Here is a 21,971-nt window from a genome sequence, read left to right as displayed (position 1 = left end):
GTAAAAAACTGCCGTGCGCGGTATGGCATGCATCACAAGGCGGTCGCCGTCACGGCGGCCAGTTCCTCCGCCGTCCGCGGACCGGCGACGTTCTCGTCCAACAGCCCCTGCGCCCGCAGCAGTTCCGCCGCCGCGACGCCCCACGGCAGCCGCAGCCCGGCCTGCCGGAGGAGGTCCGTGCGGGCCAGCGTCGTGGGCGCGGGCCCCGTGCGGACGCCGGACGGGGTGAGCAGGGCCGCGTCGTCGGCCCAGCGCAGCGCGAGATCCACGTCATGGGTCGCCATCACCACGGTCGTGCCGCGCGCACGGAGGGCGTCGAGGGTGGCGAGCAGCCGTTCCTGGCCGTCCGGGTCGAGCCCGGCGGTCGGCTCGTCGAGGATCAGCACCCGCGGGCGCATGGCGACGGCACCGGCGATCGCGGTCCGTTTGCGCTGCCCGTAGGAGAGGAGGTGCGTGGGCCGGTCGGCCAGGCCGGCGATGTCCAGGGCGTCGAGCGCCTCGGCGACGCGGGAGCGCACCTCCGCGTCGGGCAGCCCCAGGTTCAGCGGCCCGAAGGACACGTCCTGCGCGACAGACGCGGCGAACAGCTGGTCGTCCGGGTCCTGCACCACCAGCTGGACGGTGGTCCGCAACCGGGTCAGGCCCTTCCGGTCGTACGACACCGGCCGGTCCTGAACCGTCAACTTCCCGGTGTGCGGCCGCAGTCCGCCGCTGAGCAGCCGCATCAGCGTGGTCTTGCCGCTGCCGTTACGCCCGAGCAGGGCCAGCGCCCGCCCCTCGGGCACCGCGAAGTCGAGGCCGTCGAGCACGACGGGGCCCTCGTCGTAGGCGAAGGACGCGCCCCGCAGGGCGACGAGCGCGGGCTCGCTCATGACAGCGGCCTTTCCAGTACGAAGGTGAGGGCGGCCAGCGCCGCGAGCAGTGCGGTGCTCGCGGCCGTGAAGCGGACGGAGACCCGGGCCTCGGGCACCAGGACACGCAGGGTGCCGTCGTAGCCGCGTCCGGCGAGCCCGGTCTGCAGCCGCGCCGCCCGGTCGAAGGCCCGCACGAAGGCGGTCGCGCCGAGCCCGGCCAGGGAACGCCAGGTCGCGGCCCGCGTGGTGTGGCCGAGCCGGGCGGCCTGCGCGTCCCGGATCCGGCGCACGGAGTCGAGCAGCAGGAAGCTCATGCGGTACGTCACCAGCGCCACGTCGACGACCGGCGCCGGCACCCCGGCCTGCACCAGCCGCGGCAGCAGATCGGACATCGGGGTGGTGAACGCGAACAGCAGCACGCCGAGCGAGGCGGCCGAGGTGCGCAGCAGCAGTTCCCCGGCGCGCACCGGGCCCTCGTCGGCCAGGGACACGAACCCGCCCGGCCCGCCGACCTGCACGAGCAGGGTGGCCGCTCCGGTCACGCAGAACCCCAGCGGCACCCGGTACGCCCGCCACAGGCGACGCCGGGGCACGCCCGCCGGACCGAGCAGCGCCACGAGCGCCGTCACCAGGACCAGGGCGGCGCCCGGCCAGGGCGGCAGCGAGATCGCGAGCACGGTGAGACCCAGCCCGAGCACGGCCTTGTCCACGGGGTGGCGGCGGCGCCAGCGACTGCTGTGCGCCGCCGCGTCGATCGGCAGCACGCCGCTCAGGCCCCTTCGGCCGGTGTCCTGCCGGCCTCCGGCTCGGCGTCCCTCAGGGCCCGCTGCTCACCCTGCCGCCGTCCGCGCCGCAGGCCGAAGTAGTAGGCGAGCACGCCCGCGCCGATGGCCGCCTGCAGCGAGAACAACGCCGACTCGATCTCGCCGGACGGCGGCTCGTACAGGGGCGTGAACCAGGGCTCGTAGTCCGGTTCGAGCTCGGTGATCGCCGTCTCCGCCTGGGCGTCGGCGCCCGTGAACGGTTCCTCCTCGTCGTCGCCGAGACCGAGGGCCAGCGGCAGCACCGCGAGGGCGGCCACGAGGAGCAGCAGCAGGGAGTTGATCTTCGCGTTCCGGCTCATCGGGCCACCGCCTCGGACTTGTTGCCGGCCAGGAGCACCCCGAGCCGGGTCAGCTCACCCTTGCTGGACTGCACCAGCAGACGCATCACCAGCACCGTGAGCAGCCCCTCGCTCACCGCGAGCGGGATCTGGGTGACGGCGAAGATGGCGCCGAACTTGCCGAGCGCGCCCAGGAATCCGCTGCCCGGGTCGGGAAAGGCGAGCGCCAGCTGCACGCTGGTGACGCAGTATGTGGACAGGTCGGCGACGAACGCGCCGCAGAAGACGGCGACCATCAGCGGCACGTCGTACCGGCGCAGCAGCCGGTACACCCCGTACCCGGCCCACGGACCGACGATCGCCATGGAGAAGACGTTGGCGCCCAGCGTGGTCAGGCCCCCGTGCGCGAGCAGCAGCGCCTGGAAGAGCAGGGTGATGGTGCCCAGCACCGCCATGACCGGCGGCCGGAACAGGATCGCGCCCAGCCCGGTGCCGGTGGGATGGGAGCAACTCCCAGTCACCGAGGGCAGTTTCAGGGCCGACAGGACGAAGGTGAAGGCTCCGGAGGCGCCGAGGAGCAGGGTGCTCTCGGGGTGCTCCCTGACCTCACGGGTGAGTGACCGGACTCCGTGGACGACGAACGGCGCGGACGCGGCGCCCCAGGCGACCGCGTGCGCAGGAGGCAGAAAACCCTCGGCTATGTGCATGGCTCAGCAGACCCTCTCCAGCACCTCGTGGATGGTTGACGTGCCTTGGCCGGTCTCCTGGCTGACGGGTACCACCGCCCGTGCTCCGCCTTCCCGGGTCACAAGGACCCAGTGGCTGCCCGTAAGGGCCGGAGCCGGACTTCCCGATCACAGTGGCGAGGGCCGCACCGGCGTTTCACCGGATTTCCCGTGCACCAAGGCGTGGTGACAGTAGTGCTCGGTCAGGGGTGGAGACAAGCGCACCCCGGGAGGCGTGCGGGCGGCGGACGCCCGCTCACGCCCCGCGGGACGCGCCGTCGCCGGCTCCCCCGAAGGCGTCGAGCAGCCGTTCCGCCGCGAGCGTGGCCGTCAACTGCCCGTCCCTGACCCGCTGTTCGAGTTCCGGTGCGAGGGCCCGTACCGCCGGGTCCGCGTGCAGGCGGCCCAGCAGTTCGTCGCGGACCATGCTCCAGGTCCAGTCGACCTGCTGGTCGCGGCGCTTGGCGGCGAGCCGGCCGGTGGAGTCCAGGAGGGTGCGGTGCTGCTCCAGGCGCTCCCACACGGTGTCCAGGCCGGTCGACTCACGGGCGCTGCAGTGCAGGACGGGCGGGGTCCAGGCGGCGTCCTTGCCGTGCATGAGACGCAGGGCGCCCGACAACTCCCGTGCCGCGGCGCGGGCGTCGCGCTCGTGCGGGCCGTCCGCCTTGTTCACGGCGATCACGTCCGCCAGCTCCAGGACGCCCTTCTTGATGCCCTGCAGCTGGTCGCCGGTGCGGGCCAGGGTCAGCAGCAGGAAGGAGTCGACCATGTCGGCCACCGCGGTCTCCGACTGGCCGACGCCGACCGTCTCCACCAGCACCACGTCGTAGCCCGCGGCCTCCATCACCACGATCGACTCACGGGTGGCCTTGGCGACGCCGCCGAGCGTGCCGGCGGTGGGGGAGGGCCGGATGAACGCCGCCGGGTCGACCGCCAGGCGCTCCATCCGCGTCTTGTCGCCCAGGATCGAGCCGCCCGTACGGGTCGACGACGGGTCGACGGCGAGCACGGCGACCCGGTGGCCGAGCGAGGTGAGCAGCGTGCCGAACGCGTCGATGAACGTCGACTTGCCCACGCCGGGCACCCCGCTGACCCCGATCCGCCGCGCCTTCCCGCTGTGCGGCAGCAGCTCGGTCAGCAACTCCTGCGCCAGCGCCCGGTGCTGGGGACGGGTGGACTCGACGAGGGTGATGGCCCGGGCCACCATCGCCCGCTTCCCGTCGAGCACGCCCTTCACATACGCGTCGAGATCGATCACAGCTCGTGTCCGAGGCCGGCCGCCAGCCGCCGCAGAAGGTCGTATGCCGCGTCCGGGATCACCGTCCCCGGCGGGAACACGGCCGCCGCGCCCATCTCCAGCAGGGTCGGCACGTCCTGCGGCGGGATCACTCCGCCCACCACGATCATGATGTCCTCGCGCCCCTGAGCCGCCAGCTCCTCGCGCAGCGCCGGTACGAGCGTGAGGTGGCCGGCGGCCAGCGAGGAGACGCCCACGATGTGCACGTCCGCCTCCACCGCCTGCCGGGCGACCTCGGCGGGCGTCTGGAACAGCGGGCCGACGTCCACGTCGAAGCCGAGGTCGGCGAACCCGGTGGCGATCACCTTCTGGCCGCGGTCGTGGCCGTCCTGGCCCATCTTGGCGACCAGGATGCGCGGACGACGGCCCTCGGCCTCCTCGAAGGAGTCCACGAGCGCGCGGGTGCGGTCGACGGACGGGGACTCGCCGGTTTCGTTGCGGTACACCCCGGAGATCGTACGGATCTGGCTCGCGTGCCGTCCGTACACCTTCTCCAGGGCGTCGGAGATCTCCCCGACCGTGGCCTTGGCGCGGGCCGCGTGCACCGCCAGTTCCAGCAGGTTGCCGTCACCGCCCGCGGCCCGGGTCAGCGCGTCCAGCGCGTCCCGGCAGGCGGTCTCGTCGCGCTCCTCGCGCAGCCGCCGCAGCTTCTCGATCTGCTGGGCGCGCACGGAGGAGTTGTCGACCTTGAGGACCTCGATCTGCTCGTCGGTGTCCACCCGGTACTTGTTCACGCCGATCACCGGCTGCCGCCCGGAGTCGATCCGGGCCTGCGTGCGCGCCGCCGCCTCCTCCACGCGCAGCTTCGGAATGCCCGCGTCGATGGCCTGCGCCATGCCGCCCGCCTGCTCGACCTCCTGGATGTGCTGCCAGGCGCGGCGGGCCAGGTCGTACGTCAGCTTCTCGACGTAGGCACTGCCGCCCCAGGGGTCGATCACCCGGGTCGTGCCCGACTCCTGCTGGATCAGCAGCTGGGTGTTGCGGGCGATCCGCGCGGAGAAGTCGGTGGGCAGGGCGAGGGCCTCGTCGAGGGCGTTGGTGTGCAGCGACTGCGTGTGGCCCTGCGTGGCGGCCATCGCCTCCACGCACGTGCGGGTCACGTTGTTGAACACGTCCTGCGCGGTCAGCGACCAGCCGGAGGTCTGCGAATGGGTGCGCAGGGACAGGGACTTGGCGTTCTTCGGGTCGAACTGCCTGACCAGCTTGGCCCACAGCAGGCGGGCCGCCCGCAGCTTGGCGATCTCCATGAAGAAGTTCATGCCGATCGCCCAGAAGAAGGACAGCCGCGGCGCGAACGCGTCCACGTCCAGCCCGGCCTCCCGCCCGGCCCGGAGGTACTCCACGCCGTCGGCGAGGGTGTACGCCAGCTCCAGGTCGGCCGTCGCACCGGCCTCCTGGATGTGGTAGCCGGAGATGGAGATGGAGTTGTAGCGGGGCATCCGCTGCGAGGTGAAGGCGAAGATGTCGGAAATGATCCGCATCGACGGCTTCGGCGGATAGATGTACGTGTTGCGGACCATGAACTCCTTGAGGATGTCGTTCTGGATGGTCCCGGCCAGCTTCTCGGGCGGTACGCCCTGTTCCTCCGCCGCCACGATGTACAGCGCGAGCACCGGCAGCACGGCGCCGTTCATCGTCATCGACACGGTCATCCGGTCCAGCGGAATCCCGTCGAACAGCTGCCGCATGTCGTAGATCGAGTCGATCGCCACGCCCGCCATGCCGACGTCACCGGTCACCCGCGGGTGGTCGCTGTCGTAGCCACGGTGCGTCGGCAGGTCGAAGGCGACCGACAGACCCTTCTGACCGGCCGCCAGGTTGCGCCGGTAGAAGGCGTTGGACTCCTCCGCCGTGGAGAAGCCCGCGTACTGGCGGATCGTCCAGGGCTGGTTGACGTACATCGTCGGGTAGGGGCCGCGCAGGTACGGGGCGATACCCGGGTAGGTGTCCAGGAAGTCCAGGCCCTCCAGGTCCTGCCCGGTGTACAGCGGCTTGACGGTGATGCCCTCCGGGGTCTCCCAGAGCAGGTCGTCGCCGCCGGTGGCCTTCTTCACGGCCGTGCGCCACTCGTCGGCGCCCCCGTCGGCGGCCGGGGTCCCCAGCTCGACTCCGGCGAAGTCGGGGATTCCTCCCATCAGGACACTCCCATGCGGTCGAGGGTGGCGGAGAGCACGGCAACGGCGTCGCAGCCGGCGAAGACGTAGTCGTCCACACCGCTGTACCGACCGGGACGCCCGGCCAGGAACACATGGCGGGCGCCCGCCTTCCGCAGGTCCTCGGCGGCCTGCGCGGCCTGCTCCTCGTACAGCGCGTCGCTGGAGCACAGGCAGGCCTCGGTGGCGCCGCTGTCCTCGAACGTGCCCTCGGTGACCGGCTCGATGCCGCCGGCCTGGAACAGGTTGGAGGCGAAGGTGAGGCGTGCGGTGTGGGCGGCGGCGGGGCCCAGGGCGGCGAGGTGGATCCGCGGCCGGCTGCCGGTCGCCGCCAGGTGGGCGTCGGAGCGGGCGCGCAGTGCCTCGTACGCCTCGTCGCGCCGCACACGCGGCAGCCCGCCGGAGGGGGCGGGGGGAGCGGGCGTACGCTCCACCGGCCGCTCGGCGAGGTGCGGGAACTCGCTGACCCCGGTGATGGGTTCGCGTCGCTTGGCGAGCTTGCCGGTGCGCGCCTCCCAGGTGCTGGCCAGGTCCTGCCGGAGACGACCCGAGCGCAGGGCGGCCGCGAGCCCGCCGCTGCGCTCGATGCCCTGGAAGAACTCCCAGCCCGCGTGGGCGAGTTCGTCGGTGAGCCGTTCCACGTACCAGGAGCCGCCCGCCGGGTCGATCACCCGGGACAGGTGCGACTCCTCGATGAGGATCGTGGAGGTGTTGCGGGCGATGCGCCGCGCGAACGCGTCCGGCAGACCGAGCGCGTGGTCGAAGGGCAGCACGGTGACGGCGTCGGCGCCGCCCGCCCCGGCGGCCAGCGCGGCGACGGTGGTGCGCAGCATGTTCACCCACGGGTCGCGGCGCGTCATCATCACCGGCGAGGTCACGACGTGCTGGACCTGCGCGCCCGGGGCTCCGCAGACCTCGGCCACCCGTGCCCACAGCCGGCGCGCCGCCCGCAGTTTGGCGATCGTCAGAAACTGGTCGGCGGTGGCCGCGTACCGGAACTCCAGCTGCGCGCAGGCCTGTCCGATGCTCAGCCCCGCCCCGGTCAGCTCCCGCAGACAGGCGACGCCGGTCGCCAGTGACGCGCCCAGCTCCTGCGCGGCGGAGCCGCCGGCCTCGTGGTACGGCAGCGCGTCCACGGTCAGCGCCCGCAGCCCCGGATACTCCTCGGCGCACCGCCGGGCAAGTCCGGCCACCGGCGCGAAGTCGAACGGCTGCCCGGTCCGGGCCTCGAACCCCAGCGGGTCGGCGCCCAGAGTGCCGCGCGCCGCATCCCTGCCGACGCCCCGCTCCTCGTACAGCCGCAGCAACTCCCGCGCGGCGGATTCGACCTCGGCCCCGGCGTCCAGGGCGACGGGCGCCAGGTCGAGATACACGCCCTCGAGGACCCGGCCGAGCGACGCCACCGGGATGCCGCCCGCGCCGACGGCCAGCCACAGCGACGTGACGCCGTTCTCCAGGTCCGCGAGGACCGCGTCGGGGTCGGGCGCCGTGTGCCGCTGCCGTACGTCCCAGCCGCCGACCGTGTTCCCCTCGGCGCGACTGCCGCGGACGAAGGGCGCGAAGCCGGGCAGGCCGGGCTCGGGCGCGGTGTCGTGGCCGGTGTACAGGGGGCGGACGCGCAGTCCGTCCTCGAGCGTGGTGGACAGGGCGTCCTCGGCCGCAGCGCCTTCGACTTCCTTGCCCGACTTGAGCAGGACGCCCGCCACGAGGCGTTGCCACTGTTCACGGGTCGCGTCGGAGAACTCGGCGGCCAGGGTGAGCCCGTCGTCGGGCAGGACCGTCATGGCTCGGATGGTAGGCCAGGTGGACACCTGAGCAGCAGAGGGCCGGGCTGTGACCTTGTCCTCGCCCGTTCACCCTTGAAGCCCGGGCGGACTCCGTATTACGTCCGGATGTGACCGTGACCACCCGGGACTCGCGTGTGACGCACGCCACAGAACCGTCCGGGAACCCGCCCTTCACCAGGCCCGACCTCTGTAACCGGTACAGGTCAGGAGGCCGGTGATGGAACAAGCACAGCAAACCTCCCCAGGAACGGGCGTCCAGGCGCTGCGAAGACTGGCGCCACCGCCCGCCCTGTGCGGTTTCCTCCTGCTCCTCACCCTGGTCTTCACGGTGTCGTACGCCGTCGGATCCGCAGCCGGACCGGTCGCGCCCGGCATGCGCCCCTCCGGCACGAGCAACGGCGTCGAGGACGACCCGGGCACGGGCACGGACCCGGAGACCGACGAGATGCCGGGAATGGGCGGCCACTGATGGCCACGGAACCGGCACCCCCGCTGCTCACCACGGACCTGACCGTGGGCGGAATGACCTGCGCGGCCTGTGTGCGGCGGGTCGAGAAGAAGCTGGCCAAGCTGGAGGGCGTGACCGCGACGGTCAACCTGGCCACCGGCAGCGCCCGGGTCAGTCATCCGCCGGACATCCGCCCCGAGGAACTCGTCACGACGGTCGAACAGGCCGGGTACACGGCCGCACTGCCCGCGCCGCCCCGGGAGCGCAGGCGTGAACAGGCCGAGTCCGGGTCCGACTCCGAGGCCGATGCCATGCGGCAGGAGCGGGACCGGCTGCTGATCACCGCGCTGCTCGCGGTGCCCGTGCTGGTGCTGTCCATGGTGCCCGCCTGGCAGTTCCGCAACTGGCAGTGGCTGTGCTTCGCGCTGGCCGCGCCGGTCGCCGTGTGGAGCGCATGGCCGTTCCATCTGCGGGCGCTGCGCGGGCTGCGGCACTCGACGGCGACCATGGACACACTGGTCTCGCTCGGCGTCGTGGCCTCCTTCTCCTGGTCGGCGTACGCGCTGTTCCTCGGCGGCGCGGGCGATCCCGGGATGCGGATGGCGTTCAGTCTGCTGCCGGACGCCTCGGACGACGGCATGGCCCACGTCTACCTGGAAGCCGCGGTCGCCGTACCGCTGTTCGTGCTGGCCGGACGCTTCCTGGAGGCGCGGGCCCGGCACGGCACCGGGGCCGCCCTGCGATCGCTGGCGGAGCTCGCCGCCAAGGAGGTCTCCGTACGCGGCGACGACGGATCCGAACGCCTGGTTCCCATCGAGGAGCTGACGGTCGGGCAGGTCTTCGTCGTACGGCCCGGTGAGCGGGTCGCCACCGACGGCGAGGTGACCAAGGGCAGTTCCGCCGTGGATCTGTCACTGGTCACCGGGGAGAGCGAGCCGGTCGAGGTCGCGCCCGGATCCGCCGTGGTCGGCGGGGCCGTCAACGCGGGCGGGCTGCTGCTGGTGCGGGCCACCGCCGTCGGCGCCGACACCCAGCTCGCCCGGATCACCCGGCTGGTGACCGAGGCCCAGGCCGGCAAGGCGAAGGCACAGCGGCTGGCCGACTCGGTGGCCGGGGTGTTCGTGCCGGTGGTGCTCGCGCTGGCCGTGACCGTGCTCGGCTTCTGGCTCGGAGCCGGCGCCGACCCGCAGGCGGCGATCACCGCATGCGTGGCCGTCCTGGTCGTGGCCTGCCCGTGCGCGCTGGGTCTGGCGACCCCGACCGCGCTGATGGCCGCCACCGGCCGGGGCGCCCAACTCGGCGTCCTGGTCAGGGGCCCGCAGTCCCTGGAGGGCCTCGAACACATCGACACCGTCGTCCTCGACAAGACCGGCACCCTCACCTCCGGGCACATGACCGTCGCCCGCGTCACGGCCGTACCGGACGGCCCCGGCCGGGACGAGGTGCTGCGGCTGGCCGCGGCAGTGGAGCAGGGCTCCGAGCATCCGCTGGGCCGGGCGATCGTCGCGTACGCGACCCGCACCCTGCCCGGGGCCCGGCTGCCGGAGGTGGCCGACTTCACCGCCACGGCCGGGCGGGGCGTACGCGGCCGGGTCGAGGGCCGGCTGGTCGAGGTCGTCGCACCGGACGACGAACTGCCCGAGGCGCTGACGGACGCGCTCCCCGCCGCGGAGGCCGCCGCGCACACGCCCGTCCTGGTCCGCGTGGACGGGCAGACCCAGGCGCTGATCGAGATCGGTGACGTCGTACGGCCCGGCAGCTACCGGACGGTGGACCGGCTGCGCCGGCTCGGCGTCGAGCCGGTGCTCGCCACCGGCGACCGTCAGGCCCCGGCCCGCGCCGTCGCCGCCGCGCTCGGTATCGAGGAGGTGCACGCCCGCTGCACCCCGGAGGACAAGGCCGACCTCGTACGGGAGCTGCGCGAGAGCGGCCGCCGGGTCGCGGTCGTCGGCGACGGCGTCAACGACGCGGCCGCGCTCGCCGGGGCGGACCTCGGCATCGCCATGGGCGGCGGCACGGACGCGGCGATCGGCGCCGCCGACGTGACGCTCGTGCGCGGTGACATCGAGGCGCTCGTGGACGCGGTACGGCTCGCCCGGCGCACCCTGTCCACCATCCACACCAACCTCCTGTGGGCCTTCGGCTACAACGTCGTCACCGTGCCGCTCGCCATGGTGGGCCTGCTCAACCCGATGCTGGCCGCCGCAGCCATGTCGGTCAGCTCGGTCCTGGTGGTCACCAACAGCCTCCGGCTGCGCGCCTGGCAGCCGTCACCCGGCCGGGAGCGTGACCGGGCGGACGGGGAGAGCCGCAGGGCGGCTGCCGGGGACGGCGGGCCGTCGCCCGCCGAGGGCCTGATACCGGCCGGGAGGGGTGACGCATGAGCGGAGCGACCTGGCGGCCCACCCGACGGCGGCTCGCCGACACCCTGCGGGCCGCCGTCGCCCCCGTCGCCGCCTGCGGCATCGCCCTCGGGGCGCTGACCGCGTGGACCGCTGCCGGCAATGCGGGCAGTGGACCCCGGATCGAGGTCAGCGGAGGGCGGGTCTTCCTGCCGAACAGCGAGAGCGGGGACACCGCGGCGTTCTTCCGGATCACCAACTCCGGAGGCATGGGCGACCGGCTGACGAAGGTGACGTCCTCGGACACCCTGGGCGACGAGGGCACCCTCAGCCGGCACAACATGACCGGCGACGCGGCGGCGACCGGGAAGGCGGTGGACTCCGTGATCGTTCCGGCCGGTGAACGCCTCGACATGTCCCCCTACGGCCTCGACATCACCGTGCGGGCGAAGGCGGACTGGCGTACGGGCGACCTCGTACGGTTCACGCTGCACTTCGAGGACAGCGGACGGATCGAGACCCAGGCGGTGGTGGTCCTTCCCACCTCGGACGGGTGGTGACCGCCCGTCCGGTCCCAAGTGGCCGGATCCGGACGGGAACTTGAGCCGAGCCCGGTCCGACTACTGGTGTGCGGGTGGCACTCGTCCTCCCGTGTACCGATGGATCCTGGAGTGGTGTGATGCGATCACGCGCGTGGTGGGGAACGACGGCCGTGGTGCTCGGCGGCTTACTGGCGGCGGGCTGCGGCGGCGGGAGTGACGACTCGGCCGGCGACGCCCCCGCCGGGAACTCCGTCTCCGACGGCTACCCGGTGACCGTCACCGACTGCTCCGGCGCCGAGACCACCTTCGACGAGGCCCCGAAGCAGATCGTCACCAGCAACGCCTCCAGCCTGGAGCTGCTGCTCCGCCTGGGCGCCGGCGACCAGGTGATCGGTACCGGCTTCCCGCCCGGCAAGGGCACCTTGCCCGCCGAACTGGACGCGCAGGCCCAGAAGATCGAGGTGATGAGCGAGTACGTGATCCCGAAGGAGAAGCTCCTCGGCTCCGGCGCCGACGTCTTCGTCGACACCTTCGGGGCGATGGACATGGGCGGGATGGCGGACGTGCCCACCGACGAGGAGTTCAAGGCGGCCGGCATCAAACGCGTCTACCTGAAGTCCACCGCCTGCGCGGCCACGGACAAGACCCCGGTGACCGACCTGTCCGCCGTTCAGGACGACATCACCTCCCTCGGCGCGGTCACCGGCACCGCCGACAAGGCCAAGGAACTCGTCGACGGCATGAAGCAGAAGGTGGACGCCGTCCAGCAGGCGGTCGGCTCCACGCCCGAGGGCGAGCGGCCCACGTACTTCTTCTTCGACTTCGATGCCGGCACCAAGCAGCCCGTCGTCGTCTGCAACCGCCAGGTCGCCCACGCGGTCATCACCCTGGCCGGCGCCCGCAACGCCTTCGCCGACTGCGACGGCGACTTCCAGCAGGTCGGCTGGGAGGACGTGATCGCCAAGAACCCGGACTGGATCCAGCTCGGAGTGCGCAACCGGGGCAGCGAGGCCGCCAACGACAAGGCGTTCGACGAGGCGCAGAAGTGGCTGGAGACCAACCCGGCCACCAAGGGCCTCAAGGCCGTCAAGGACGGCAACTTCCTGCGCATCGGCTCCGAGCAGACGACCATCGCGGGCGTCACCAACGCCGACACCGTCCAGCAGATCGCCCGCAAGCTCTACCCGGGCAAGGTCGGCTGACCGTGGCCAATGCCCTGCTGAGCCGGAAGAGCCCGGAAACCCGCACCCAGCCACGCGCCGTGCCCGCCGGGCCGCTCGCCGCGGTCCTGGCCGTGGCACTGCTGCTCGCGCTCACCGCGGCGGTGTCCTGGGGCTCCACGTCCATCCCGCCCGGCGAGGTGTGGGGCGTGGTGTGGCGGCGGCTGTCCGGCGAGCCGCCGCGGCCGGGCACCAACGACCTCATCGTCTGGCAGCTGCGCGTCCCGCGCGCGGTACTGGCGGCCCTCGTCGGCGCCGGGCTCGGTCTCGTCGGTACGGCCGTGCAGGCACTGGTGCGCAACCCGCTGGCCGACCCCTATCTGCTGGGCATCTCCAACGGGGCCTCGCTCGGCGCGGTCGGCGCGATCGTCCTCGGGGCCGGTGCGGGCGGCGCGCTCGGTCTTGGGCTGTCCGCCGCGGCCTTCGCGGGCGCGCTGGCCACCTTCGCCCTGGTGTGGGCGGTGGCCCGGCGCGGCGGTGGTTTCGCACCGTTGCGGCTGGTGCTGGCCGGGGTGGCGATCGGCCAGTTCCTGTCCGGGTTCACCAGCTACCTCGTCCTCCAGGCCGGGGACGAGCAGCAGACCCACAGCGTGCTGTTCTGGCTCATGGGCAGCCTGGGCGGCGCCAACTGGCAGCTGCTCGCCGTGCCCGCCGTCGCGGTGCCGGCGGTCCTGCTGCTGCTCCAGGCCCGCGCCCGCGGCCTGAACGCCCTGCTGATGGGCGACGAGACCGCGGCCGGCCTCGGTATCGACGTCGTCCGGCTGCGCCGGGAGCTGTTCACCGTGACCAGCCTGCTGACCGGCGTCCTGGTCGCGGTGTCCGGCGCGATCGCCTTCGTCGCCCTGATGGTCCCGCACGTCTGCCGGCTGGTCGTCGGCGGCGACCACCGCCGGCTACTGCCGGTCTCGGCGCTGTTCGGGGCGCTGCTGCTGGTCGTGGTCGACATCGTGTGCCGTACGGCCATGGACACGCAGGAGCTGCCGGTCGGGGTCGTCACCTCGCTGATCGGCGCGCCGGCGCTGCTGTATCTGCTGGACCGGCGGCTGGGGAGCGGAAGTTGAGAGATCGGGGTTGCCCACTGTGAGGATCGACGTCGAGGACCTGCACGTCGCGTACGCGGGCCGTACGGTCGTCGCCGGAGCCCATCTGATCGCGGACGAGGGCGAGATCACCGGCCTCGTCGGCCCGAACGGCAGCGGCAAGTCCACGCTCCTGCGCACGGTCTACCGGCATCTGAAGCCCGCCGCGGGCCGGGTGCTGCTGGCCGGCACCGACCTGCGCGAGCTGAGCCCCGTCCAGACCGCCCGGCGCGTCGCGGCGCTCCCGCAGGAGCGGGGCGGCGACTTCGAGCTGACCGTGCGCGAGGTCGTCGCCATGGGCCGTACGCCCTACAAGCGGGCGTTCGCCGGGGAGGACACCGCCGACCGGGACATCGTCGCCCGCGCCCTCGCGGACGCCGGCATGGCGGAGCACGACGGTCGCCGCTTCACCGAACTGTCCGGCGGCGAGCGCCAAAGGGTCCTGCTGGCCCGCGCCTTCGCGCAGCAGACGGAGATCCTCGTCCTGGACGAGCCCACCAATCACCTGGACATCCGCCACCAGGTGGAACTCCTCGCCCTGCTGCGCGCCCAGCGCCGTACGACCCTGGTGTCGCTGCACGACCTGAACGCCGCCGCCTCCGTCTGCGACCGGCTGCACGTGCTGCACGAGGGCGGCGTGGTGGCCTCGGGCCCGCCCCGCGAGGTCCTGCGGCCCCCGCTGCTGGCCGAGGTGTTCGGCGTACGGGCGGCCGTCGTGGAGCATCCGCTGACCGGCGACCCGCTGATCGCCTTCGACCACCGGTCCCCGGCGGACGCGACGCCGGCCGAAGCGGTTGACGCCGGCGCCGTCTAGGGCCGTAGCGGAGTGGCTGCAGGGCTGGTGCGGGGTGGGCGCGCAGCCCAGCGCTGGCGGGGTCCCCCCACTCTCGGCTTCGCTCGAGCGGGGGGACCCCCATCGCCCACCCGTGCCGCCCTGGGGGTCCCCAGGGCGGCACGGCACTGGGGGAGGCACGACTGCCCGCAGCTACAGCATCTTTGGCCGGCCCCGGGAACTCACCCCGCCTCCCCGACTTCTGGAACGGAGGCTGCTGCTCGGCAGCCCACCTGTGGGGAGGGGCACATGTCCGGGAACTCCGGGAACGAGGACCGCTGGTCCCTGGTGGCCGTAGCGGGCGTCCTCTCGTTCGTCGCGATGCTGGACATGAACATCGTCAATGTGGCACTCGCGGACATCGCCGACGGCCTGAACGTCTCCGCCGCGACCGCGCAGTGGGCGGTGCTGGGCTACCAACTGCCCGTCGTCGCCCTGCTGCTGCCCGTCGGCCGGTGGCTGGACGGGATGGGCCTGCGGGCCGCGCTGTTGTCCGCCACCGCCGGCTTCGCCCTGTGCAGCGCCGCGGCCGCCCTGGCGCCGTGGGCGGCCTGGCTGATCGCGGCCCGGGTCGGGCAGGGCGCGTGCGCGGCGGTGCTGTTCGTGCTGATGCCGGTGCTGGCGATGCGGTCGGTACGGCCCGAGGTGCGCGGGCGGGCGATGAGCGTACCCGCGACCCTCGGCCCGCTCGGCGCGGTGACCGGGCCGGCGGTGGGCGGGCTGCTCCTCGACCAGCTGGGCTGGCGCTGGGTGTTCCTGGTCAAGATTCCGTTCTGCCTGCTGGCGCTGCTCGTGGTCCGGCGGGCGATGCCGCGGGACGGCCGGCTGCACGCCCCCGACCGGCGGTCGCTGGCCGACTCCTCCCTCGTGGCCGCCGGGGTGACGGTCCTGCTCCTCGCCCTGACCCTCGCCTCCGACGGCCCCGCCTGGCTGGCGCTCGCCGTCGCCGCCGTACCGCCGCTGTGGTGGTGGCTGCGCGGACCCGGCGGCCGCCCGGTGACCGGGGCCCTGCGCGCCTCGGGGCTGCTGCGGGCGCACGGCGCGGTGCTGTCGCTGGCCGCCGGGTTCGCCGCCATGCACTACGTCGTCGCCCTGCACCTCCAGCGGGAAGACGGGGTCAGCGCCACCGCCACCGGGCTGACCGTGCTGGCCTTCCCCCTCGGCATGGGCCTGGCCGGGCCACTGGGCGGACGGCTCGCCGACCGGTACAGCCCCCGGCGCGTCGCCGTCTCCGGCGCCTGCCTCACCGCCCTCGGCCTGCTCCTGCTCGTTCCGCTGGGCGACGGCTGGTCCCCGCCCGGCGTGGCCTGGCGGCTGGCGCTGGCGGGCGTCGGCATGGGCCTGAACGGCGGTCCCACCCAGGCCCTCGTCATGGGCGCCGCCCCGCCCGGCCGGGCCGCCACGGTCGGGTCGGCCCTGCAGCTCGCCCGCAGCCTCGGTTTCACCCTCGGACCGGCCCTGGCGACGGCGGCCTGGGGCCTGGCGGGTTCGGCGGGCGGGGCGAGGGCCGGGCTGGCGCTGGCCGCGGGCGCCGCCTGTCTCGCCGTACCCCTGCTCGCCCTGCCCGCCCGCGCCCCGGCCGTCCGGGTGCCCGAGAAGTCCGTCGACGTACCCCTCACCCAGGAGTAGCCCCATGTGTGGAATCACCGGCTGGGCGTCCTTCCACCACGACGCCCGCCCGCAGACGCGGGTCATCGAAGCCATGACCGCCACCCTCGCCCCGCGCGGCCCCGACGCGGACGGCGTCTGGCTCGGCGAGCACGCCGCGATCGGCCACCGGCGGCTGGCCGTCATCGACCTCGAGGGCGGCGCCCAGCCGATGCCCGACCGCCCCGGCGCGCCGACCGCCGTGCTCACTTACAGCGGCGAGGTGTACAACCACCACGAACTGCGGGCCGAACTCCGCGGGCGCGGCCATGAGTTCCGTACCCGCAGTGACACCGAGGTGGTGCTGCGCGCGTACGCCGAATGGGGCGAGGACCTCGCCGAGCACCTGGACGGCATGTTCGCCTTCGCCGTCTGGGACGAACGGGCGCAGCGGCTGCTGCTGGTGCGCGACCGGCTCGGCGTCAAGCCGCTGTTCTGGGCCGCGGTCGACGGCGGACTGGCCTTCGCCTCCGAGCCCAAGGCCCTGTTCGCCCATCCGGAGTTACGGCCCCGGGTGGACGCGGACGGACTCCGGGAGGCGTACAGCCTGCTGTTCAACACCGGCCCCACGGTGTGGTCGGGCGTCCGCGAGGTCGAGCCGGGCGGCCTGCTCGTGCTGGACCGGGACGGCATCCGTGAACGCCGCTACTGGCAGCTGGAGATCGGCCGTCACACCGACGACCGGGAGGCCACCGTCGAACGCGTCGGGCAGCTGGTCGGCGCCGCCGCACGCAGCCAGCTGGAGGCCGACGTCCCGCTGTGCAGCCTGATGTCCGGCGGGATCGACTCCACCGTGCTGACCGCGCTGCTCGCCGACGAACTCCGGCTGCGCGAGGGCCCGGACGCCCGCATCCGGTCGTATGCCGTCGACTACAGCGACCAGGCCGAGCAGTTCACCGGCGACGTGCTGCGCACCGGTCACGACACCCCGTACGCCACGGAAGCGGGCGCCTTCATCGGTACCGACCACTCCACGGTCGTCCTCGACCCGCGCTCCCTGCTCGACCTCGAGCACCGGCGGGCGGTCGTCGTGGCCCGGGACTCGCCGATCGGCGTCGGCGACATGGACACCTCGCTGTACCTGCTCTTCGGCGAGATCCGCCGGCACTCCACCGTCGCCCTGTCCGGCGAGGCCGCCGACGAGGTGTTCGGCGGCTACCCGTGGTTCCACAACCCCAAGGCGCTGAACGCCGGCACCTTCCCCTGGCTGCTGGTCACCGGGGACGAGGCCGCCATGCCGCTCAACCCGGAACTCGGTCTGCGGATCGGGGAGTTCTGCGCCGACACCTACCGCAGTGCCTTGACCGAGGTCCCCCACCTCGACGACGAGACACCGGCCGAGCACCGGCAGCGCGAGATGCAGTACCTGTCCCTGACCCGATGGCTGCGCCAACTGCTGCACCGCAAGGACCGGCTGAGCATGGCGCAGGGGCTGGAGGTGCGCGTCCCGTACTGCGACCACCGCCTGGTCGAGTACGCCTTCACCACCCCCTGGGACCTGAAGAGCTTCGACGGCCGGGAGAAGAGCCTGCTGCGCGCGGCGGGCGCAGGCCTTGCGCCGGACTCGGTGCTGTACCGGCCCAAGAACCACTATCCGGCCACGCACCACCCCGACTACAACCGCGGACTGCAGATGATGGCCCGCGACGCGCTCGCCGACGACCAGGTCCGCGCCATCGCCGACGAGACCCGGATCAAGCCCTGCCTGGACACCCCGGCGGACCGGCTGGAGTGGGGCCACCGGCTGCGCCTCGAGCGGGTCGTCGACCTGGCGCTGTGGCTGGACCACCACAAGCCGGAACTCGCCATGTGAGGAGCCCGGTTCATGACGCGGACCAGGAAAGGCGGTGATGCCGTCGACAGGACGGGAGAAGGAAGGAGACAGGTGGTCCGCAGCTGGTGAGGCGTGCCGTTACCGCGCCCGTCACCAAGGCCCGCACCTGTGGAGCGGCTTGGCCGTGACGGACGGTGTCAGAGGAGGCGGAGCCCGACCGGCGGGCCTCTGCGGGAGACGACGTGATGAAGGAGCATCCGGCCCAGTGCCGGGACCTCGTCGTGCGCCGGTGGCGCGGCGGCCGGGCGCCGCTTCGGGACGGCGGCCGCGGTGAGGCGCCCGGCCAGCTCCAGCGGAGCGCAGAGGACGAGCAGCAGCAGACGCCCGAGACGGACCATGGTGGCGTCTCCCCGCCACATCCACAGCCCGCACAGCAGCCCGGCCGCGACATGCGCCAGCAACGCCGCGGTGGAGGCGCCGTGCGTGGCTGCCGTGGCCGTCCGGTCGCCCAGCAGGGAGGCGGCCTCCATGGCGTGGTGGCGCCGGTCCATCGCCTCGTCGGAGTACGCCGCGTGGGCCGGAGGGTGCGGTGTGCCGTGCGCGTGCCGGTGGCCGGCGGGCAGTCGGGAGGCGGTGAAGGCCGCGTGCAGTGCGAACTGGGTGACCACCGTCGCGCCGACCACCACGGCGGATCCGCGTGCGCGGTCCGACAGCCACCAGGCGAGGGCGAGCACCGCGGCGAAGGCCCCCGTCACGACCCGGACGGCAAGCGTGTGTCCGGTCGTCAGGGCGTGCCCGGCCGCCGTCGTCGTCACACAGACCGCCGCGAAGACCGCGGAGCGCATGAGACGGACGGCGGGCGCCGTTGCCAGGGAGGCCATGGTGGCCATGGTGCCATCCACCCGCGGACGCCCGGGAGTTGACGTGCGCCCCGCCATCCGGAGCGTGCCGTTCAACCGCCGGTGCGGAACCCGTTTTCCGGGCCTCGCACGCAGGACGGGGTGGTACTGAGAAACACGACCTCCTGCTGCGCACGGTTCCGCCGCCCTCACCCCCCGGGGCTGGCCGGAAAGCGAACCGGAACCGCTGAACGACGCTGCCCACGCTCGGTATGTCGGTTAGATTTCGAGCTGCGTTACGGGGAATTGCAGACAGGGGGAGCCATGTGCTGTCTGACGCAAGATGGACGCGATTGTGCTCGGGGTGCGATGAGTCACCTGGCCACCGAGCCTGAGATGGACGACGGTCAAGTCGTCGAAAAGTGGCAACCAACGGGGCGTAAAGGGATCTTCCCGCCCGCACTCCGCCTGCCCGTCGGGCACGGGGTGTCTCAGGGCGCTGAACCGGTGTATGACGCAGGGCCGCGGGTCTTCGGCTTCCGGCATTTTTCTGCGTCGTCGTCGGCAGAGCCGTACTCCGGCTCCCTGTCCTGCTTGTTCTGCTCGTCGGAATGTTCCTCCCGGCGTCGTGTGCGATGACCGGCATCTGAGACTCCGTATCCGGCTTCCCGTCGTATCGGCGGTGCGCGTCAGTGGTGAGCGTTGCTCCGTCACGCCCGCGCCCGGTTCCCGGATCGGAGCACTTCCGTGTGCGCACTGCGGTACCTGATTCGACCAACCGCTGCACAACCCGACGAACAAGCGCTGACCAGCGCCTTGAGAGCTGAAGGTTGATGAATACACAAACAGTTGAGCGTTTTCGGCCAAATCTGTCCGAGATACTTCCTGAGCTGACCACCGATGGTGCGCGGCTGGGGTTTGCCGCCCTTGAACGCCGATCGGTTGCGATAGATTCCCTGATCCCTGCGGATTCGCCGCGGATGAAAGGGATCGACCAGAACCATGTCGATGTCCTCAACGAGGTCGAGGCGCGGCTTCCGCCCATAGTCGTCCACCGGCCCACGTGGCGCGTCGTGGACGGGATGCACCGGCTGGACGCCGCCCGGCGCCGCGGTGACACCACCATCGACGCCTACCTGCTCGACGTACCGGAGCGGGAGCTGTTCGCGATCTCGGTGCGGCTGAACACGGCGCACGGCATGCCGCTGTCGTATGCCGAGCGAGTGGCCGCTGCAGGGCGATTACTGCGCGAGAACCCCGAGATGTCGGACCGTTATGCGGCGTTGGTGGCCGGTCTGTCCGCCCGGACGGTCGCCCGGATCCGGCGTTCAACCGCGGAGGATCCGCACCTGAACGCCCGGATCGGCATGGACGGCAAGGTCCGTCCCCGGGGTGTGGCACAGGGGCGGGAAGAGGCCGGCCGGCTGCTCACCGAACGGCCGGACGCGAGCCTGCGCGAGGTCGCGAGGGCCGCGGGCATCTCGCTGGGCACGGCCCACGACGTCAAGATGCGACTGCTGCGCGGGGAGGATCCCATCCCCAGCGGCAGCCGGCCGGTGGCCGCGGAGCAGCGGTCCCGGCAGAACGCCCCGCGGGCCGCGCGCGAGGCCCTTCCGCAGCCCACCGCGGAACTCCTCAAGCGGCTGCGCAGGGATCCGGCACTGCGCTCCACGGATTCCGGGCGGGTGGTGCTGCGACTGCTCGCGATGCACGACCTCGACACCTCGGCATGGACGAGCATCGTGATGAACCTGCCCACGCACTGCACGGACGTCGTCGCGATGCTGGCCCGGCAAAGCGCGCTCAAGTGGACGCAGTTCGCCGAACAACTGGAACAGGAGGCGGTGACCCGGACCGGAACCGACGAATGATTTTGTGCGAGCTTGAACATTCCGGTGTCCATTCCGCGGAGGTAGATTCTCACCCGTCTTCCGGTCGTGTGTTTCGTTGGGACGACGGCGTTCGGCGAGAGATGAACACAGAATGTGGGGGAACGTGGGAACGAGCAGCACGACGTGTGCCATTGCCGGGGCGGGGCCCGCCGGACTCATGCTCGGCATGTTGTTGGCCAGGGCCGGAGTCGATACCGTGGTCCTGGAGAAACACGACGACTTCTTACGCGACTTCCGCGGCGACACCGTACACGCCTCGACACTCCGGCTCATGGGAGAACTGGGCCTGCAGGAGAAATTCCTGAAACTGGCCCACCAGCACATTCACCAACTGCAGGTGGTCACCGACGAAGGAACCTTCACGCTCGCCGATTTCCGGCGGCTGCCGGGGAAGTTCAAGCACATCACGTTCCTGCCGCAGTGGGATTTCCTCAACTTCCTGGTGGAGGAGGCGAACCGCTTCCCCAATTTCCAGCTCCGGCGCAACTGCGAGGTCACCGAGGCCATCGCCGAGAACGGCCGGATCACCGGGCTGCGCTACCGCGACGCGAGCGGTGAGCACGAACTGCGGGCCGACCTCACCGTGGCCGCCGACGGCCGCCGCTCGGCGCTGCGCCGGTCCGCGGGGCTGCGGCCACAGGTCCTCGGCTCGGGCATGGACATCCTCTGGTTCCAGCTCTCCAAGAAGGAGGGCGATCCGGGCGGGATGGTGGGCCGGCTCTCCGACGGCAAGCTGCTCGTCCGGATCGAGCGGCAGACCCACTGGCAGACCGCCTACACCGTCCGCAAGGGCGGATACGAGGAGGTCAAGGAGCGTGGCCTGGACTGGTTCCGGCAGACCCTGAGCGAACTCACCCCCTTCCTCGCCGACCGGGTCCACGAGGTGCGCAGCTGGGACGACGTCAAGGTGCTGGACATCCAGATCGACCGGCTCCCGCGCTGGTGGCGCCCCGGGCTGCTGTGCATCGGGGACGCGGCCCACACCATGTCGCCGATCATGGGCGTGGGGATCAACCTCGCGGTCCAGGACGCCGTGGCCGCCGCCAACATCCTGGCCGGGCCGCTGGCGTCCGGCACGGTCACCGAGGAGCACCTGGCGCGCGTCCAGAAGCGGCGCACGCCGCCGACGGTGGCGACGCAGCGGCTCCAGCGGTTTCTGCAGACGCGGTTCCTGGAGCCGTGGGTGCGGGGCGAGGGCAAGTCCGCGACGCCGGTGGTGCTGCGGATCCTCAAGCGACTTCCCCTGCTCCAGGCCGGCCCGGCCCGCACGATCGGCATCGGACTGCGACCGGAGAGCCCCATTCCGGAACTTCGCTGAGCCGTGCGGGCCGCCGTAGGCCCACGGTTGTTGACCCACGCGCGTTGACGCACGCGCGTTGACCTACGGGCGTTGACGCAACGCCCGTAGGTCAACGCCTGTCGACCCCAACGCCTGTTG

General features: G+C 72.4%; 18 protein-coding genes and 1 riboswitch. Of the genes, 10 read left to right on the top strand and 8 right to left on the bottom strand.

What is annotated here, in order from left to right:
- Nucleotides 1-32: 32 nt before the first annotated feature.
- From StrepF001_RS26200 to StrepF001_RS26170, 7 genes are all read right to left on the bottom strand, one after another.
- Entirely contained in the window at nt 33-872 is an 840-nt protein-coding gene (locus StrepF001_RS26200) for an ATP-binding cassette domain-containing protein (RefSeq protein ID WP_129800666.1), read from the bottom strand.
- Nucleotides 869-1,618 (bottom strand): cobalt ECF transporter T component CbiQ, encoded by a 750-nt coding sequence (cbiQ, locus tag StrepF001_RS26195; protein WP_129800665.1) that lies wholly within the window; start codon nt 1,616-1,618, stop codon nt 869-871. The genes StrepF001_RS26200 and cbiQ overlap by 4 nt, the downstream gene beginning before the upstream one ends.
- A gap of 5 nt (nt 1,619-1,623) precedes the next feature.
- A complete protein-coding gene (locus StrepF001_RS26190) occupies nt 1,624-1,977 on the bottom strand; it encodes an energy-coupling factor ABC transporter substrate-binding protein (protein ID WP_129800664.1) in 354 nt (117 codons plus the stop codon).
- Nucleotides 1,974-2,663: an energy-coupling factor ABC transporter permease gene (locus StrepF001_RS26185; protein WP_129800663.1), complete on the bottom strand. Its 690-nt coding sequence runs from the start codon at nt 2,661-2,663 to the stop codon at nt 1,974-1,976. Before StrepF001_RS26185 ends, StrepF001_RS26190 begins: the two co-directional genes overlap by 4 nt.
- Before the next feature lie 29 nt (nt 2,664-2,692).
- A riboswitch (cobalamin riboswitch) is annotated at nt 2,693-2,877 on the bottom strand.
- Nucleotides 2,878-2,937: 60 nt separating this feature from the next.
- Nucleotides 2,938-3,939, bottom strand: coding sequence for a methylmalonyl Co-A mutase-associated GTPase MeaB (meaB, locus tag StrepF001_RS26180; RefSeq protein WP_129800662.1), 1,002 nt, complete (start codon nt 3,937-3,939; stop codon nt 2,938-2,940).
- Entirely contained in the window at nt 3,936-6,113 is a 2,178-nt protein-coding gene (gene scpA / locus StrepF001_RS26175) for a methylmalonyl-CoA mutase (RefSeq protein WP_129800661.1), read from the bottom strand. Before scpA ends, meaB begins: the two co-directional genes overlap by 4 nt.
- Nucleotides 6,113-7,915 carry a methylmalonyl-CoA mutase family protein gene (locus StrepF001_RS26170; RefSeq protein WP_129800660.1) on the bottom strand — a complete coding sequence of 601 codons (1,803 nt, stop codon included), beginning with the start codon at nt 7,913-7,915 and terminating at the stop codon, nt 6,113-6,115. The genes scpA and StrepF001_RS26170 overlap by 1 nt, the downstream gene beginning before the upstream one ends.
- A gap of 220 nt (nt 7,916-8,135) precedes the next feature.
- Here StrepF001_RS26170 and StrepF001_RS26165 point away from each other — a divergent pair, with 220 nt between their 5' ends.
- The 8 genes from StrepF001_RS26165 (at nt 8,136) to asnB (ending at nt 17,841) form a co-directional block, all read left to right on the top strand.
- The gene (locus tag StrepF001_RS26165) at nt 8,136-8,387 is read left to right on the top strand and encodes a hypothetical protein (protein WP_129800659.1); all 252 of its coding nucleotides are present in this window, start codon (nt 8,136-8,138) and stop codon (nt 8,385-8,387) included.
- Nucleotides 8,387-10,750, top strand: a complete 2,364-nt coding sequence (locus StrepF001_RS26160) for a heavy metal translocating P-type ATPase (protein ID WP_129800658.1) — start codon at nt 8,387-8,389, stop codon at nt 10,748-10,750. The genes StrepF001_RS26165 and StrepF001_RS26160 overlap by 1 nt, the downstream gene beginning before the upstream one ends.
- A complete protein-coding gene (locus StrepF001_RS26155; RefSeq protein ID WP_129800657.1) occupies nt 10,747-11,268 on the top strand; it encodes a copper chaperone PCu(A)C in 522 nt (173 codons plus the stop codon). The genes StrepF001_RS26160 and StrepF001_RS26155 overlap by 4 nt, the downstream gene beginning before the upstream one ends.
- 119 nt (nt 11,269-11,387) lie before the next feature.
- Nucleotides 11,388-12,452, top strand: a complete 1,065-nt coding sequence (locus StrepF001_RS26150; protein WP_129800656.1) for an ABC transporter substrate-binding protein — start codon at nt 11,388-11,390, stop codon at nt 12,450-12,452.
- 14 nt (nt 12,453-12,466) lie between these two features.
- Nucleotides 12,467-13,531: an iron ABC transporter permease gene (locus StrepF001_RS26145; RefSeq protein ID WP_206306948.1), complete on the top strand. Its 1,065-nt coding sequence runs from the start codon at nt 12,467-12,469 to the stop codon at nt 13,529-13,531.
- A 19-nt stretch (nt 13,532-13,550) separates the two neighbouring features.
- The gene (locus tag StrepF001_RS26140; RefSeq protein WP_129800707.1) at nt 13,551-14,363 is read left to right on the top strand and encodes an ABC transporter ATP-binding protein; all 813 of its coding nucleotides are present in this window, start codon (nt 13,551-13,553) and stop codon (nt 14,361-14,363) included.
- Nucleotides 14,364-14,630: 267 nt separating this feature from the next.
- Entirely contained in the window at nt 14,631-16,010 is a 1,380-nt protein-coding gene (locus StrepF001_RS26135) for an MFS transporter (RefSeq protein ID WP_165396372.1), read from the top strand.
- Between the two features lie 4 nt (nt 16,011-16,014).
- A complete protein-coding gene (asnB, locus tag StrepF001_RS26130) occupies nt 16,015-17,841 on the top strand; it encodes an asparagine synthase (glutamine-hydrolyzing) (protein WP_129800655.1) in 1,827 nt (608 codons plus the stop codon).
- A 158-nt stretch (nt 17,842-17,999) separates the two neighbouring features.
- Here asnB and StrepF001_RS26125 read toward each other — a convergent pair whose 3' ends face one another.
- A complete protein-coding gene (locus StrepF001_RS26125; RefSeq protein WP_129800654.1) occupies nt 18,000-18,683 on the bottom strand; it encodes a hypothetical protein in 684 nt (227 codons plus the stop codon).
- Nucleotides 18,684-19,621: 938 nt separating this feature from the next.
- On the opposite strand from StrepF001_RS26125, the gene StrepF001_RS26120 reads away from it, so the two are divergent.
- Entirely contained in the window at nt 19,622-20,512 is an 891-nt protein-coding gene (locus tag StrepF001_RS26120) for a ParB/RepB/Spo0J family partition protein (protein WP_165396371.1), read from the top strand.
- A gap of 112 nt (nt 20,513-20,624) precedes the next feature.
- Complete coding sequence (locus StrepF001_RS26115; RefSeq protein ID WP_129800652.1) at nt 20,625-21,851, top strand: FAD-dependent oxidoreductase; 1,227 nt, start codon at nt 20,625-20,627, stop codon at nt 21,849-21,851.
- Nucleotides 21,852-21,971: the final 120 nt, after the last annotated feature.

Source organism: Streptomyces sp. F001 (assembly GCF_004187715.1).
GTDB classification, from domain to species: domain Bacteria; phylum Actinomycetota; class Actinomycetes; order Streptomycetales; family Streptomycetaceae; genus Streptomyces; species Streptomyces flavusporus.
This window is presented reverse-complemented; position numbering and strand designations above follow the sequence as displayed.

Bases quoted from the DNA above. Each gene is read 5' to 3' on its own strand.
- StrepF001_RS26125 (WP_129800654.1), bottom strand. From the start codon at position 18,683: ATGGCCTCCCTGGCAACGGCGCCCGCCGTCCGTCTCATGCGCTCCGCG.
- StrepF001_RS26190 (WP_129800664.1), bottom strand. From the start codon at position 1,977: ATGAGCCGGAACGCGAAGATCAACTCCCTGCTGCTGCTCCTCGTGGCC.
- StrepF001_RS26200 (WP_129800666.1), bottom strand. From the start codon at position 872: ATGAGCGAGCCCGCGCTCGTCGCCCTGCGGGGCGCGTCCTTCGCCTAC.
- StrepF001_RS26160 (WP_129800658.1), top strand. From the start codon at position 8,387: ATGGCCACGGAACCGGCACCCCCGCTGCTCACCACGGACCTGACCGTG.
- StrepF001_RS26135 (WP_165396372.1), top strand. From the start codon at position 14,631: ATGTCCGGGAACTCCGGGAACGAGGACCGCTGGTCCCTGGTGGCCGTA.
- StrepF001_RS26155 (WP_129800657.1), top strand. From the start codon at position 10,747: ATGAGCGGAGCGACCTGGCGGCCCACCCGACGGCGGCTCGCCGACACC.
- StrepF001_RS26165 (WP_129800659.1), top strand. From the start codon at position 8,136: ATGGAACAAGCACAGCAAACCTCCCCAGGAACGGGCGTCCAGGCGCTG.
- scpA (WP_129800661.1), bottom strand. From the start codon at position 6,113: ATGGGAGGAATCCCCGACTTCGCCGGAGTCGAGCTGGGGACCCCGGCC.
- StrepF001_RS26185 (WP_129800663.1), bottom strand. From the start codon at position 2,663: ATGCACATAGCCGAGGGTTTTCTGCCTCCTGCGCACGCGGTCGCCTGG.
- StrepF001_RS26150 (WP_129800656.1), top strand. From the start codon at position 11,388: ATGCGATCACGCGCGTGGTGGGGAACGACGGCCGTGGTGCTCGGCGGC.
- asnB (WP_129800655.1), top strand. From the start codon at position 16,015: ATGTGTGGAATCACCGGCTGGGCGTCCTTCCACCACGACGCCCGCCCG.
- StrepF001_RS26115 (WP_129800652.1), top strand. From the start codon at position 20,625: ATGTGGGGGAACGTGGGAACGAGCAGCACGACGTGTGCCATTGCCGGG.
- StrepF001_RS26120 (WP_165396371.1), top strand. From the start codon at position 19,622: ATGAAAGGGATCGACCAGAACCATGTCGATGTCCTCAACGAGGTCGAG.
- StrepF001_RS26170 (WP_129800660.1), bottom strand. From the start codon at position 7,915: ATGACGGTCCTGCCCGACGACGGGCTCACCCTGGCCGCCGAGTTCTCC.